The sequence below is a fragment of the Polaribacter marinaquae genome (genome assembly GCF_038019025.1).
Classification (GTDB): Bacteria; Bacteroidota; Bacteroidia; order Flavobacteriales; family Flavobacteriaceae; genus Polaribacter; species Polaribacter marinaquae.
This window is the reverse complement of the sequence record NZ_CP150496.1, coordinates 2,966,363-2,981,404: the sequence shown is the minus strand read 5'-3', so window position 1 is coordinate 2,981,404 and position 15,042 is coordinate 2,966,363. Positions and strand designations below refer to the sequence as shown.

Below are 15,042 nucleotides of genomic sequence, written 5' to 3'. Positions count from 1 at the left end.
CATTTAGAAATTACCTACATTTATTTTTCATGAAAAATCAATCTGAATTATTACTTAAAACCATAGAAGACAAAACAATTGTTTGGTTTAAAAATAGTAACGAATATCTAGTATTAGAGAATACAACAGCAGATATTTTAAAACGATTAAGTAAAGGAATTTCTGTGAAAGAAATAGCAACTCCATTAGCTAAAAAACTACAGGTGCCTTTGGATAAAACAATAGATTTTATTTTAGACCTTGAAAAGAAAATTTATGCCAATAAATCTATTATTAATAATACAATTGTTAACGACTATAGAGATGTTACGAAACCAACTTCTTTCGAGTTCACAAAGTATTACAAAATAAATAATGAAGTTTATAAAGTTGAATTCAACTCAGAATATGAACTGTATTTAGTTCATCCTAAATTTGCGCATTTAGAAACTACCATCTCAGATAAAATACACACTACATTTACAGTCTTTCTAAATAATAGTTTTATCTTTTTTTATGTTGACAACAACTTTATTGGTGCTTGGAACAAAAAAGAGGTTCATTATTTTCAAGGAAAATTTTCAATGGAATTAATTCAAAAAATCCATCAGAAAAAAGAAAATGAATGGATGGGTGTTTTTCACGCCTCTGCTGTTTCTAACGGTAAAAAAACTATTTTGTTTTTAGGAGACTCAGGTAACGGTAAAAGTACTTCTTTAGCTTTATTACAAGCAAACGGGTATACTTGTTTAGCTGATGATTTTGTGCCGATCGATATAGAAAAAAATGAAGTTTTTAGTTTTCCTGCATCAATTTCAATCAAAAAAAACAGCTTAAAAACACTACTCCCTTTTTATCCGGAATTAGAAAACTCTGCAGAATATCATTTTAAAAGACTAAATAAAATAGTTCGCTACTTAGAGCCAAAGAATAGTAACTTTTTAGCACATTTACCATGTAAAGATTTAGTATTTATTAAATATGAAAAAGATAGTGATATCTCTTTTAGTAAAATTTCTAAGATTGAAGCTTTTCAGCAATTAGTGCCAGATTCTTGGCTTTCGCCAATAAAAGAAAACTCTAAATTATTTTTAGATTGGTTTTCGAACTTAAATTGTTATCAAATTACATATTCTGATAATAAAAAAATGATAAATAAAGTTTCTAAAATTTTTGAAAATGAATTATAAAGAAACAGTCTTTTTTATAGCCAAATGTTTAACAATAACATTAGAAAAAAAGAACCGAATCGAAATTGAGGATTCATTAAAAAACACTGAAATAGATTGGGATTCTGTTGTTAAAGTAAGTACGCAACATTTTGTTTTCCCTGCATTGTATTGCAATCTAAAAAGAGTGAATCTATTACAATATTTACCTGAAGAATTGGTAAATTATATGGTTCATATAACCGATTTAAACAGGGAAAGAAACAAACAAATTATAAAACAAGCAAAAGAAATTAATAGTCTTTTACTTGCAAATGATATTACGCCAATTTTCTTAAAAGGAACCGGTAATTTACTAGAAGGTTTGTATGCCGACATTGCAGAAAGAATGGTTGGTGATATTGATTTTATTGTTTCAAAAAACGATTACATTAATACAATTAAACTTATTAAAGGTTTTGGTTATAATCGAGTTAGTAAAGAAAGTTATGATTTCCCACAATTTAAGCATTATGCAAGATTGCATAAAGAAAAAAGAATAGCTGCAATCGAAATACATAAAGAACTTTTAATTGAAAAATATGCAAGTGAGTTTAATTATGATAGCGTTAAAAAAAACCTCTTAAAAATAAATGAAATAACAGTTTTAAGTTATGATGATCAAATTTCTCTTTCTATAATTGCGAAGCAAATAAATGATGATGGAATATATTTTAAAGACATTGCTCTAAGAAATGCATATGATGTATTTCTATTGTCAAAAAAAACAACAGCAAAAGAGGCATTTAAAAACTTCAAAAATTTAAAGAACCCTTTAAATTCTTTTTTAGCTTCAACTTATATTACCTTTAATAAAGTTTCTTCCTTAGAGTATGAAAACACAGTGGAAACTGAAAAGTATTTACAAGTTTTTAATAACCAAATATCAAATAGGGTGAATACAAAACGTGTTCATAAAAACATTGGATTTTATTTATTCGTTAAAAATAGATTAAATATTATTTTAAAATCAATTGTAAATAAGGAATTTAGAAAATGGGTATTTAATAGAATACGAGATAAAAACTGGCAAAAAGAAAAGCTTAGGCAACTAAACATTACAAAATCTAAATCAAATTCTTAACTTCATCAAAATCTAAGCCACCATAATTGCCAGAACTCATTAACACCACTGCTGTTTTTTCTAAATTCTGATTAAACAAAAACTCTTTAAAAGCTGAAGGATTAGTGTAAATAACTAAATCTTCCCTTTCGAAGGCATTTGCTATTTGCGCAGAAGTTACTTCTTCTAACTGTTTAATTTTTACTGCATTTGGTGAGTAAAATACAACTGCTTTATCAGCAGCATCTAATGCTCCTTTATATTCAGACAAAAACTCAGCATTTAAACTCGAATATGTATGCAATTCTAAACATGCTAAAACTGTTCTGTTAGAATATTGCTCTTTAACAGCTTTTGTAGTTGCAGCAACTTTACTAGGACTATGAGCAAAATCTTTAAAGATTACAGAAGAATTATTTTCTGCAATTTTTTCTAAACGCTTACTTGCTCCTTTAAAACTAGCAATTGCTTCATAAAAATCATCTTCATCAACACCCATGTGTTGGCAAATCCATTTTGCACCTGCTAAATTTTGTAAATTATGATTTCCGAAAATTTCTAAAGGCAAATCTCCTTCTTCTGTCTCTAAAAAAGTAATACCGTTTTCTATAAAATGTTTCGGAGTTTCATATGGATATTTTTTTATATGATTTTCAGAAGATTCTACAACATCTTTTACGTTATCATCTTCAATATTGTATACCATACTTCCTCCATTAACCATAGAATCAGTAAAAATTTGAAACTGATCTTTATAATTTTCAAAAGTTGGAAATACATTAATATGATCCCAAGCAATACCACTTAACAACGCAATATTAGGCTTGTATAAATGAAATTTAGGACGCATATCTATAGGAGAACTTAAATATTCGTCTCCCTCTAAAACAATAAAATCATTTTCTTCTGTTAAATGCACCATTGTTTCAAATCCTTCTAATTGTGCACCAACCATATAATCTACTTGTCTTTCATGATAATTTAAAACATGTAAAATCATAGAAGTTATGGTTGTTTTACCATGAGATCCACCAATAACAACCCTTGTTTTATTTTTAGATTGCTCATATAAAAATTCTGGATAAGAATAAATTTTTAACCCTAATTCTTGGGCTTTTAATAATTCTAAATTATCTTTTTTAGCATGCATCCCTAGAATAATAACATCTAATTCATTTGTTATTTTTTCTGGAAACCAACCAAATTCTTTTGGCAATAGACCATATTTTTCTAACCTAGATTTAGACGGATCGTGAATTGTATCATCACTTCCAGAAACTTGGTATCCTTTTTGGTATAATGCTATTGCAAGATTGTGCATTGCGCTACCACCGATGGCAATAAAATGAATATTCATTTAACAAAATTTTAAAAAGTAAAAGTACAAAAGCTCTTTACATTATTAATTATATTTATCACGAAACTAATCGAAAAGTTACTTTTACTTGCAAAAAGTACCACTTTAGTAAAATACGTTTTAGTTTCAGTAAAATTTACACTTATTTTAGGTGCAAACAATTTAACTATGAAAAAAATTATAACAACTTTATTTTCAATATTTTTGATTTCTACGACCGTTAATTCTCAAGATAATTTTAACGAATTATGGTTAAATGTCGAAAAATTTGAGTTGGATGATTTACCTAAATCAGCCTTAAAAATTGTCGACAAAATATATAACAAAGCTGCAAAAGAAAATAATTCACCGCAATTAATTAAATCGCTGTTTTACAAAAGTAAATTTTCTCTTACTTTAGAAGAAAATGAACAGCTAAAGGTTATCAATCAATTTAAAGCACAAATTGCACATCAAACATTTCCTACAAAAAACATTCTAGAAAATATTTTAGGGAATTTATATTGGCAATATTTTAAACAAAATAGATATAAATTTTACAATAGAACTGCTACTAAAGAAAAAACCAATTTAAAAGACTTTAGAACTTGGGATTTAGCTTCAATTTTTAAAGAAATACAATTTCATTTTGATAATTCTTTACAAAATGATAAGCAACTTTTAGAAATAAAAATCACAGATTATAATGATATCTTAAATATAGATGATGAAACTATTCAATTTAAACCATCTCTATTCGATTTTTTAGCGAATTCTGCACTAAAATTTTATAATACAAGCGAAAATTCAATTCATAAACCTTCCTATAAATTCGAAATAAACAATCCCGATTTTATTAAAAATTCAAAAATTTTCTCTTCTTTAGAAATCATATCAAAAGATAGTATTTCAAATCAATTTCATGCTTTAAAATTGTATCAAAAATTGATACAATTACATACAGAAAAAAATCAAAAAAATGCACTAGCGCATATTGATATCGAAAGATTAAAATTTGTAGAGAGCAACGGAACTTTTAAAAACAGTAAAGCTGAACTTTTAAAAACACTTCAAACTAGTAAACAAAATAATAGTTTACACGAATCTAGTGGTTTATATGCTTTTGAAATAGCACAGATTTTTAATGAAAAAGCATTGCATTATAAGGATACTCAAAAAAAAGAAAATCACTTTAAAAATAAAGAAGCTTTAGAGTTGTGTAACCAAACTATTTTAAAGTTTCCAGAAAGTTTAGCTGCAAAAAAATGCAAAGTATTAAAAGCAAATATTTTAAACTCATCTTTAAACATAACTTCCGAAGAATTTATTCCAATTCAGTCTAATTCTAGATTTCTAGTATTATACAAAAACCTAAATAAACTTTACTTTTCGGCTTACAAAGTCTCTGAAAGTGAGTTAAGCTCATTTAATGATATTTATGATATTCAAAAGAAAAAAAACTTTCTTTCAAAACTATCAAAAGTAAAAACGTGGATAAGTAATTTAAAAAATGAATCTGACTTTTTACAACACACCACAGAAACTATTGTTCCTAAGTTTGATGGTGGTAAATATTTAATTATTGCATCAGAAAAAAGAGACATAGAAACCAATTTTATTCACGCTTCTACTGTGATACAAGTTACTGATTTAACTTTGGTAAGCAATACTTTTAATAACTCTTATAATTATCAAGTTTTAGATCGAAATACTGGAAAACCTATTGAAAATGCAAAAATAAACTTACAAAATACTAGACGTAATTACGGTTCATATATCAACAAAACCTTAGTTACAGATAAACAAGGATTTGCAACTTTTAAAAGCAACAGCAGATATAATAACGTTCAAATTAAAGTTCAAACCAAAAATGATGCTGCAACTTTTGGTTCTTCATATTTATACAATAGAGCAAATAATAATGTAAACAATAAGAATGATTATGTTGATATTAAGGCTTTTATTTTTACGGATAGAAGTATTTACAGACCCGGACAAGTTGTTTATTTTAAAACTATTTTAACTCAGAATGAAAATGAAATTTCAAAGGTTGTAAATAATAAAACGGTAGAAATAAGTTTAAAAGATGTAAATAACCAAATTGTAAAAACTCAAACTTTAGAATTAAATGATTTTGGCAGTGTTGCTGGTGAATTTCTATTGCCAAATAACGGTTTAACAGGTAACTATAAAATTCATGTTAAGGCAAATTCAATCATCACTAAAAACGTACGTTTTAATGGTGCATACACAAATATTGCAGTAGAAGAATACAAAAGACCAAAATTTAAAACTGAGTTTAAGCTAATAACAGAAAGTTTTAAAATTAATGATTCGATTGTGGTTAATGGTTTTGCAAAAGCTTTTTCTGGCGCAAATATTACCGATGCAAATGTTGTTTATAGAGTACTAAGAAAAACACAATTTCCGTCTTGGTATTCTTGGAGAAGACCTTACTTCAGCTCAGAATCACGAGAAATCACTAACGGAGAAGTTGTTACAGATAGTTCTGGAGATTTCTCTATCAAATTTAAAGCAATACCAGATAAAAGTACTTCTGAAGAAAATTTACCAATTTTTACGTATCAAATTACTGCAGATGTAACTGATATTAATGGAGAAACTAGAAGTGCCACAACCACTGTAAAAGTTGGTTATCATAGTTTATTGGCTTCTATTTCTATGGATAGTAATATTGATAAGAATCAGCAGAAAACAATAATTAATATTGAAACCAATAACTTAAACAATCAGTTTACTGCTGCTCAAGGAACTTTAAAAATATACAAATTACAAGCACCAAAAGCTCCTTTAAGAAATAGACCTTGGCAAGAACCAGATTATCAGCAAATTTCTAAAGAAGAATTTAAAAGATTGTTCCCGAATGATCCTTACTCAAATAAAGAAGATGATGTTGCCAATTGGCAAAAAGGAGCATTAACTTTTTCTAAAAAATTTAACACTAAAAATTCTAAAAAAATAAAAATATCAAATCTTAAAAAATGGGAATCTGGTAAATACATTGCTCTATTAGAAACCAAAGATAAGTTTGGTAAAAAAGTAAAAGATGAAGTTAACTTTTCGGTGTTTTCGACATCAGAAAAACAAGTTGCAGACAATAAGTTGTTTGTAATTAATACCGATAAAAACTCGTATAAAGAAGGTGAAACAGTAAACTTAAAAATTGGTTCTGCTTCTAAAGACATCACAATTATTGTGCAAATAGAAAAAAATTACAAAATTGTAGATACGAGACTAATCCATCTAAAAAACACTACTAAAACGGTTAAAATCCCTGTAAATAAAGAAGACATTGGTGGTTTTGCTATTAAATATCATTTTGTAAACTTTAATTACTTTAAAAGCGGAAGTATTCTTGTAAATGTTTTAGATAAACCTAAAAGTAATATTGAAATTGAAACAAATGTTTTTAGAGATAAACTAAGACCCGGACAAGAAGAAACATGGAGTTTTACCATCAAAAATGATAAAAACGATAAAGTTGCTGCAGAATTATTAGCCTCTATGTACGATGCTTCTTTAGACGAATTTAAAACACACAATTGGTATTTTTATCCAGTAAAAGCTACTAAAAAATATTACTCGTATAAATCTAGTAATGCAAACTTAAGCTTTGGTGTAAATAATTTTAACGTAACAAATAATAGAAACAGGTATTTAAATTTTCCGACTATAAAGAACATTACCTATAACTGGTTTGGGTTTAGTTTGAATAATAATTCTTGGCTAAACAACAGTTATCTAAGAACAATTAGACAAAAGCTAAATTCAAAAAAGATTAAAATAACAAAGTCTGGCTCGTTTAATGGTACAATTTCTGGTTTTATTACTGATGAAAATAACGAACCTTTACCAGGAGTTTCAATTCTTAATAAAAATAAAACAAAAGGCGTAAACACAGGTTTTGAAGGTAACTTTACAATTGATGTTAAAAAAAATGATATCATATCTATCAGATATATTGGTTATCAAAGTGTAGAGGTTAAAGTAGAAGATTTTTCTAGATTAAATGTTCAGTTAATTCCAGATTTAGCATTATTAGATGAAATAGTTGTTACAGGTTATGGTACTCAAAAAAGAAAAGCATCCGATAGAACAGGTTCGATAAGCGTACCACAAGAAGAAGCCGAAATAACAACTGTTTTAAGCGGAAAAGCCGCAGGAATAAATATTGCTGATGATAATAAAACAATAAGAATTAGAGGAAATTCTTCTTTAAACTCGAATGAAAAACCATTAATTGTAATTGACGGTAAGATCAGTACTTTAGATGTTTTAGAGTCATTAAAAACTGAAAACATCAGTAGTTATCAAGTTTTAAAAGATTCTGAAGCAGTTGCTTTGTATGGCTCGAAAGGAAATAATGGTGTTATAATTATAACTACAAATGCTGTTGCAGATTTATCTCAAATTAAAGCGCGTAAGAATTTTAAAGAAACTGCATTTTTTTATCCACAGTTAAAAACTGATAAAGAGGGAAAAGTAAGTTTTACCTTTACAATGCCAGAAGCATTAACTCGATGGAAATTGCAATTGTTAGCACATACAAAAGACTTAAAATATGCTGTAAAAAGTATGCAAACTGTTACTCAAAAAGAAGTAATGGTAATACCAAATGCACCAAGATTTTTAAGACAAAAGGACACAATTACTTTAAGTGCTAAAATTACCAACCTAACAAATAATACCTTAAACGGAATTGCACAACTTGAGCTATCAGATGCTATTACCAATAAAAAAATAGATGTTTTAATGCAAAACATTGGTGCAAATAAAAACTTTACAGTTGCTAAAGATGGTAACACAAATGTCTCTTGGAAAATTTTTATTCCGGAAACTGTACAGGCGGTTCAGTATAAAATTGTAGCGAAAGCCGGTTCTTTTTCAGACGGAGAACTACAAGTATTGCCAGTTTTATCTAACAGAAAACTGGTTACAGAAACATTACCAATTTGGGTAAATTCTAATGAAAACAAAACGTTTACCTTAAAGAAATTAAGAGAAAATAATTCTACAACTTTAAAAAATCATAAATTAACATTAGAAGTAACCTCTAACCCAGTTTGGTATGCAATTCAATCTCTGCCATATTTAATGGAATATCCGTATGAGTGTTCAGAGCAAACTTTCTCTAGATTTTATGCAAATACTTTGGCTAGTTTTATTGCGAATTCAAATCCTAGAATTCAAGAAGTGTTTAATCTATGGAAATCTTCTGATGCGTTGCTTAGCAACTTAGAGAAGAATGAAGAATTAAAATCATTAATTATTCAAGAAACACCTTGGTTAAGAGATGCACAATCTGAGTCTGAACAGAAAAAAAGGATTGCATTGTTATTCGATTTGAATAAAATGAAAAACGAGCAAGAAAGAGCCATTGCAAAACTTAAAGATATGCAAAAGAGTTCTGGTGGTTTTCCTTGGTTTAAAGGCGGAGAATATGAGAATAATTACATTACACTTCATATTGCAACTGGTTTTGGGCATTTAGAAAAACTAGGTGTAGCTCAATTTAACACAGATACAAAAAAAATGATTAACGCTGCTGTTAATTATTTAGACAGGCAAGTTGTAAAGAAACACAAAACACTTTTAGAAAATGCCGATAAATTAAAGAGAGAATCTAAAAATAAATCTGCAGGTGAAAAAGCATATAAAAATTATTTAGAAAAAAATCATCTAGATTATACTACAATTCAGTATTTGTACATGCGAAGTTTTTATCAAAATTTAGCTAAAAATACATCTTTAAAAGAAGCTGTTAATTACTATCAAGAACAATCAAAAAAATATTGGACAGAGTTTAATTTATATGCTAAAGGGCAAATTGCATTAAATCTATTTAGAACAAATGAAAAAACATCAGCAATTAAAATTTTAAATTCATTAAAAGAAAATGCTATTACTTCAGATGAATTAGGTATGTATTGGAAATCTAATAATAGCGGTTATTATTTTTATCAAGCACCTGTTGAAACACAAGCTTTAATGGTAGAAGTTTTTTCCGAATTAGAAAATAACACCAAAACAATTGACAAATTAAAAGTTTGGCTGTTAAAAAATAAGCAAACCAATAGCTGGAAAACAACCAAGGCAACATCCGAAGCAATTTACGCTTTACTTTTAAACGGAAACGATTGGGCTTACAATAACGAAGAGTTAGTTACTATTAAAATTGGTGAACATAAAATTGAACCAACAAAGTTAGAGAACGCAAAAATAGAAGCTGGCACAGGTTACTTTAAAACTTCTTGGGCTGGTAAAGAAATTACAAAAGAAATGGGTACTGTAACTATTAGTAAAAAGAATAAAGGTATTGCTTGGGCTGGTTTGTATTGGCAGTATTTTGAAGACTTAGATAAAATTAGCGCAGCAAACACTCCTCTTAAATTGTCTAAGAAATTATTTTTGAAAGTGAATTCTGACACAGGAAAAGAGTTAATTGAAATTACAGATAATAGTCAATTAAAAGTTGGTGATTTAATTACTGTTAGAATAGAATTATCTTCTGATAGAAATATGGAATTTATTCACATGAAAGATATGAGAGCTGCTGGTTTAGAACCAATAAATGTAATTTCTAGTTACAAATATCAAGATAATTTAAGTTATTATGAAAGCACTAAAGATGCGGCCACAAACTTCTTTTTTGATTATTTACCTAAAGGGGTTTTTGTTTTTGAATATGACTTAAGAGTTAACAATGCTGGTAGTTTTAGTAACGGAATTACAACCATAGAAAGCATGTATGCACCAGAGTTTACTAGCCATTCTAAAGGTGTAAGATTAAATGTAAAATAAAGTTTATTTGGTGTAATTTTTAATGCATATGAGTTAATTTTAAAAGTAGTTTACAACTAATTTTGCTATTAAATAAATATAAACAATCATGAAAAAAACATTTTTAATTATAGGTCTTTTAGTAGCAGGAGCTTTTTCTGCAAATGCACAAAGTATTTCTAAAAACGCAATTGGTTTGCGTTTAGGTGATAATGATGGTTTTGGAGGAGAAATTTCTTACCAAAGAGCATTAAACAATAACAATAGATTAGAAATAGATTTAGGATTAAGAGATAATTCTAATTACGATGGTTTTAAAGCTACAGGTATTTATCAGTGGGTTTGGAACATCGAAAACAACTTTAACTGGTACGCTGGTGTTGGTGGTGGATTAGCAAATTACAATGGTAACGGAAATGATAATTTTTCTGAAACTTTTATTTTTGCTGCTGGTGATATTGGTATTGAATACAACTTCGATTCTGCTCCAATTTTACTTTCTTTAGATTTAAGACCAGAGTTTGGTTTTGGTGATAATTTTAATGATTACGATAATGATATCGCATTTAGTATTAGATACCAATTCTAGAAACTAGAAACATATAAAAAAATCCTCTAAATTAATTTTTAGAGGATTTTTTATTTTTTAAATTTGAAAATTCTGAACTCAATTCATTAATTTTTTGGTGGATATTTTTGTAAAATTTTAGAAATAACCTCCTTTAAATGAGCCTCTCTTTGTTCTGGAGTTCTGTTTTTTGAAATCTTACTTTCTAAAGAACCTTCCCAAACTAAATCATTGGTATCTGCATCAATAAATTTTATAATTAGTTTCTCATTTATTTTATGATTCCCAATTGGTATTCCACCAGAAACACCCACATTTCTATTTCCTAATCCTATAGAAATCGACTTATTATTTCTTACAGAAGCTGTTTGTGTATCAAAATAAATAAAAAAGTCTGGTAATTTATCTTGTTCTAAAAAATTGTCTTTTAATACTAACGTTATATAATTTGTAATTCTGGTTATGTCAAAATCATTCAAATTATCTCCGTTATCTTCATAAAAATTGAATGTTTTATATTTAGAGTACGTTGTATTTGAATCATAATCTGACACTACTTTCGAACTAGAACAACCAAAAACTAAGAACAATAAAATAAACTTAACAGCTTTCATTTTGCAATTTATTTAATAATTACTCTTGTTGGTGTATCTGTACCGTTTATAATACTTTCTGTACCTTTTGCAACTGCCTGAATTGTTTGTGTTATAACAGTCATGTTTAAAGTTTCAGCCTCATCAGTTAATTTATGATAATCTGGATCTACATCTATTGGTGTTGTTGAAAACGTATGCGATGGCACACCTAATCTTGCCAATGAAGCGTTGTCTGATCTAAAAAATAAATTAAATTTTTTATAGGGATCTGGAAATAACTGATAACCTGTACCTTCTAAATTCTTCTGAATAATCTTTCCAAAATCAGAACGATCAAAACCAGTTAACCAAGCTGTATTTGGGCCAAAACTTGGTGTTTTACCAATCATTTCTAAATTAATTCCTGCAACAAATTTATCTGCATCTATACCTTTACCAAAATGTGTAGAACCAATTAAGCCCATTTCTTCTGCAGTAAATGATGCAAAAACAATTGTTCTTTCATTCCCCATTTCTTTAAAATATTTTGCCAAAACTAATAATCCTGTAACACCAGAAGCATCATCATTTGCGCCATTGTAAATTAAGTCTCCTTCTCCACTCTTTTTCATTCCTAAATGATCGTAATGCGCAGAAATAATTACATATTCGTTTTTTTTGCTTTTCCCTTCTAAAACACCAATAATATTGCTAGAAGTAATGTCTTCTTTCGTTCTTCTATTTTTAAAAGTAAACGTTTGTCTATAATCTTTTAAACCTTTAAACGTGGTAAGTCCTATTTTTTTGTATTCATTTTCTATATAAACCGCAGCTTTTTCGATACCTGGTGTTCCAGATTTTCTACCTTCCATATCATCTGCAGCTAAAGTGTATAAATGTTTTCTAACCAAATTAGAATCTATAAAAAAAGTTTTTTCTGGTTTTACAAGTTTTCCAGAAATACCATCGGCTCCTTTTTTTCCATTTAGACCTGGTTCTCCAGCTGTTCCTGCTTTTCCATCTTTTCCTTTTGTAACAATAGCACAACTAAGCATTAAGCTCATGGCTAAAAAAGCGCCAATAATTTTTCTCATATAATATTTATTTAGAGGCTAAATATAACTATTTTAAATTGAAGGTTCTCTTATAAAATTCGATTATAACTCTATAAATAAGCGTTAAAATTTTATGTATTTTTGTTGAAAATTTTACAAATGATTTTATCTGAAATTCCGAATATAAAAAACACAGATGCAAATAACTTTTTCTTATTAGCAGGACCATGTGCTATAGAAAGTGAAGAAATGGCATTAAGAATTGCTGAAAAAGTAGTTACTATTACAGACAAATTAGAAATTCCTTACATATTTAAAGGAAGTTTTAAAAAAGCAAATAGAAGTAGAATTGATAGTTTTACAGGAATTGGAGATGAAAAAGCATTAAAAATTTTACGTAAAGTTTCAGAGACATTTAATGTACCAACAGTTACAGATATTCATGAAGTTTCTGATGCAGAAAAAGCAGCAGCATACGTAGATGTTTTGCAAATTCCTGCTTTTTTAGTACGTCAAACAGATTTAGTAGTTGCAGCTGCAAAAACTGGTAAAGTTGTAAACTTAAAAAAAGGACAGTTTATGAGTCCTGGTGCTATGAAACACGCTGTTCAAAAAGTAAAAGATGCGGGTTCTAATAAAGCTTGGGTAACAGATAGAGGAACAATGTTTGGTTATCAAGACATGATTGTAGATTTTAGAGGAATTCCAGAAATGAGAGAATTTGCTCCAACAATTTTAGATGTTACACACTCTTTACAGCAACCTAATCAAACTGCTGGTGTTACAGGCGGAAGACCAGAAATGATTGAAACTATTGCTAGAGCCGGAATTGTAAACAACGTTGACGGTTTATTTATTGAAACTCATTTTGATCCTAAAAACGCAAAATCTGACGGTGCAAACATGCTACATTTAGATAATCTAGAAAGTTTATTAAGTAATTTAGTAGCCATCAGAAAAACAATAAATAACTTGTAAAATATAAGTTATTAGTACTTATTTCAACCATTCAGATTTTAATTTGAATGGTTTTTTTATGAATAAAATATAAAGGCACAATAATTGTTTAGCTTAATTGTTAACACGTATTATATGAAACAATTTATTTTTTTCTTTTTAATAATTTCTTACTCAACTTTTTCTCAGAGTTTTGATAGAGTTGATAGAATCGTTTTAGAATATCCTAAATTCTCTAAAATTGAAAATTTAGCTTCTAAAATAGATGCTGATTTCTCTTCGGATGAGGAAAAGGTTAGAGCTGCATTTTTTTGGTTGGCAAAAAACATAAGATACGACTTAAAGCAGTATTACAATCCTACAGGAAGAAGTTTTAAATTTAGTTACAGAAATCAACTTGAAAAAGAACAAAAAATAGAAGCTGCTAAAAATAAAATTATTAGTAATACTTTTAAAACTAAAAAAGGTTTGTGTGAAGAATATGCACAATCTTTTAAGAAAATATGTACTTTATTAAATATAGAAGCTGCAGTAATAAAAGGATATACTAGAAATTCTGCAGATGATATTGGTAAAGTAGTTTCTGAAACAAACCATGCATGGAACGCAGTAAAACTTAATAATAAATGGATCATTTTAGACGCTACTTGGGCTGCAGGATATTTAATGAATGGAAAATGGACACGTAAATTTAACTCTTATTTTTATGACATACCAAAAGACAAAATTTTTAAAACACATTTACCAGAAGATAGCATATGGATTTTAAGATTTGGCAGAATTACAAAAAGTGAGTTTTATAATCAACCAATTTACGGACAAGAATTTTTAGATTCTGCTATTGAATTGTTATCTCCAAAGAGCGGTTTTATCAGTATAAAAAAAGGTAAAAATATTGTTTTAAAATTTAAGAATTTATCAGAAAAAGCTTCTTTGTTGTATCACTTTAAAAATTACAAATATGCAAAGAGACCAATTTTAAAATCAGAAAATAATATCACAACTTTAACAATTTTAAATCCGATAAGAAACTCTGAATTATATTTATTTTTAAATAATAAAACTGCACTTCAATTTAAAGTTTTATAGTTTAGTTTCTCTTATAAAAACCTTTGTCTTTAAGTGAATGTGCTTCTTTTAAAACAGACAGCAGAATTTCTTCATTTATATCTTCAATTTTAAAATATCTAAGAGATTTAACCACTTTTCTATTCTCTGAAATTAAATGTTCTTTATATTTTGTTAAATGTGCAGAAACCCAAAAAGCGACATCAACATATCCTTTCTTTTTAGATGGATTTAAATAACAAAAAGGTTTTTCATTTAAATAATAAAAAGGAATTTTCCATTTAAATTGTAAATCAACTTCAGAAAAATTAGCCTCTATTAATATTTGCAAGTGCAGTAAAATAGACTTAAAAGGTTCTGGTTGATTTAATATATATTCTTCTGCTGGTTTCATAAATAAAGATAAACAATACGCCTCTTTTTGTATCTTTA

General features: G+C 27.8%; 10 protein-coding genes. 6 read left to right on the top strand and 4 right to left on the bottom strand.

Annotated elements, in window-relative coordinates:
- Positions 1 to 29 precede the first annotated feature (29 nt).
- A complete protein-coding gene (locus WG950_RS13150) occupies positions 30 to 1,169 on the top strand; it encodes a hypothetical protein (protein ID WP_340932978.1) in 1,140 nt (379 codons plus the stop codon).
- On the top strand, positions 1,159 to 2,271 hold the full coding sequence (locus tag WG950_RS13145; RefSeq protein ID WP_340932977.1) for a nucleotidyltransferase family protein: 1,113 nt from the start codon (positions 1,159 to 1,161) through the stop codon (positions 2,269 to 2,271). Before WG950_RS13150 ends, WG950_RS13145 begins: the two co-directional genes overlap by 11 nt.
- On the opposite strand, the gene WG950_RS13140 is transcribed toward WG950_RS13145, so the two are convergent.
- Positions 2,255 to 3,607, bottom strand: coding sequence for a UDP-N-acetylmuramate--L-alanine ligase (locus WG950_RS13140; protein WP_340932976.1), 1,353 nt, complete (start codon positions 3,605 to 3,607; stop codon positions 2,255 to 2,257). The two genes, WG950_RS13145 and WG950_RS13140, sit on opposite strands and share 17 nt — an antisense overlap.
- A gap of 168 nt (positions 3,608 to 3,775) precedes the next feature.
- On the opposite strand from WG950_RS13140, the gene WG950_RS13135 reads away from it, so the two are divergent.
- Positions 3,776 to 10,408, top strand: coding sequence for an MG2 domain-containing protein (locus tag WG950_RS13135; RefSeq protein ID WP_340932974.1), 6,633 nt, complete (start codon positions 3,776 to 3,778; stop codon positions 10,406 to 10,408).
- 88 nt (positions 10,409 to 10,496) lie between these two features.
- Positions 10,497 to 10,976, top strand: a complete 480-nt coding sequence (locus WG950_RS13130; protein ID WP_077809861.1) for a hypothetical protein — start codon at positions 10,497 to 10,499, stop codon at positions 10,974 to 10,976.
- 86 nt (positions 10,977 to 11,062) lie between these two features.
- Here WG950_RS13130 and WG950_RS13125 read toward each other — a convergent pair whose 3' ends face one another.
- Together WG950_RS13125 and WG950_RS13120 are read right to left on the bottom strand one after the other, a co-directional pair.
- Entirely contained in the window at positions 11,063 to 11,569 is a 507-nt protein-coding gene (locus WG950_RS13125) for a DUF4136 domain-containing protein (protein WP_340932973.1), read from the bottom strand.
- A gap of 8 nt (positions 11,570 to 11,577) precedes the next feature.
- Positions 11,578 to 12,624: a M28 family peptidase gene (locus tag WG950_RS13120; RefSeq protein WP_340932972.1), complete on the bottom strand. Its 1,047-nt coding sequence runs from the start codon at positions 12,622 to 12,624 to the stop codon at positions 11,578 to 11,580.
- A gap of 120 nt (positions 12,625 to 12,744) precedes the next feature.
- Between WG950_RS13120 and kdsA the strand changes: the two genes are divergently transcribed.
- Both kdsA and WG950_RS13110 read left to right on the top strand, forming a co-directional pair.
- Entirely contained in the window at positions 12,745 to 13,563 is an 819-nt protein-coding gene (gene kdsA, locus WG950_RS13115) for a 3-deoxy-8-phosphooctulonate synthase (protein ID WP_077809864.1), read from the top strand.
- Between the two features lie 114 nt (positions 13,564 to 13,677).
- The gene (locus tag WG950_RS13110) at positions 13,678 to 14,631 is read left to right on the top strand and encodes a transglutaminase domain-containing protein (protein WP_340932971.1); all 954 of its coding nucleotides are present in this window, start codon (positions 13,678 to 13,680) and stop codon (positions 14,629 to 14,631) included.
- Position 14,632: 1 nt separating this feature from the next.
- Here WG950_RS13110 and WG950_RS13105 read toward each other — a convergent pair whose 3' ends face one another.
- Entirely contained in the window at positions 14,633 to 15,004 is a 372-nt protein-coding gene (locus WG950_RS13105; protein ID WP_340932969.1) for a DUF1801 domain-containing protein, read from the bottom strand.
- Positions 15,005 to 15,042: the final 38 nt, after the last annotated feature.

Excerpts from the sequence above, each read along its gene's own strand:
- WG950_RS13135 (WP_340932974.1), top strand. The coding sequence starts at position 3,776 with ATGAAAAAAATTATAACAACTTTATTTTCAATATTTTTGATTTCTACG.
- WG950_RS13150 (WP_340932978.1), top strand. The coding sequence starts at position 30 with ATGAAAAATCAATCTGAATTATTACTTAAAACCATAGAAGACAAAACA.
- WG950_RS13120 (WP_340932972.1), bottom strand. The coding sequence starts at position 12,624 with ATGAGAAAAATTATTGGCGCTTTTTTAGCCATGAGCTTAATGCTTAGT.
- WG950_RS13125 (WP_340932973.1), bottom strand. The coding sequence starts at position 11,569 with ATGAAAGCTGTTAAGTTTATTTTATTGTTCTTAGTTTTTGGTTGTTCT.
- WG950_RS13110 (WP_340932971.1), top strand. The coding sequence starts at position 13,678 with ATGAAACAATTTATTTTTTTCTTTTTAATAATTTCTTACTCAACTTTT.
- WG950_RS13140 (WP_340932976.1), bottom strand. The coding sequence starts at position 3,607 with ATGAATATTCATTTTATTGCCATCGGTGGTAGCGCAATGCACAATCTT.
- WG950_RS13145 (WP_340932977.1), top strand. The coding sequence starts at position 1,159 with ATGAATTATAAAGAAACAGTCTTTTTTATAGCCAAATGTTTAACAATA.
- WG950_RS13105 (WP_340932969.1), bottom strand. The coding sequence starts at position 15,004 with ATGAAACCAGCAGAAGAATATATATTAAATCAACCAGAACCTTTTAAG.
- kdsA (WP_077809864.1), top strand. The coding sequence starts at position 12,745 with ATGATTTTATCTGAAATTCCGAATATAAAAAACACAGATGCAAATAAC.
- WG950_RS13130 (WP_077809861.1), top strand. The coding sequence starts at position 10,497 with ATGAAAAAAACATTTTTAATTATAGGTCTTTTAGTAGCAGGAGCTTTT.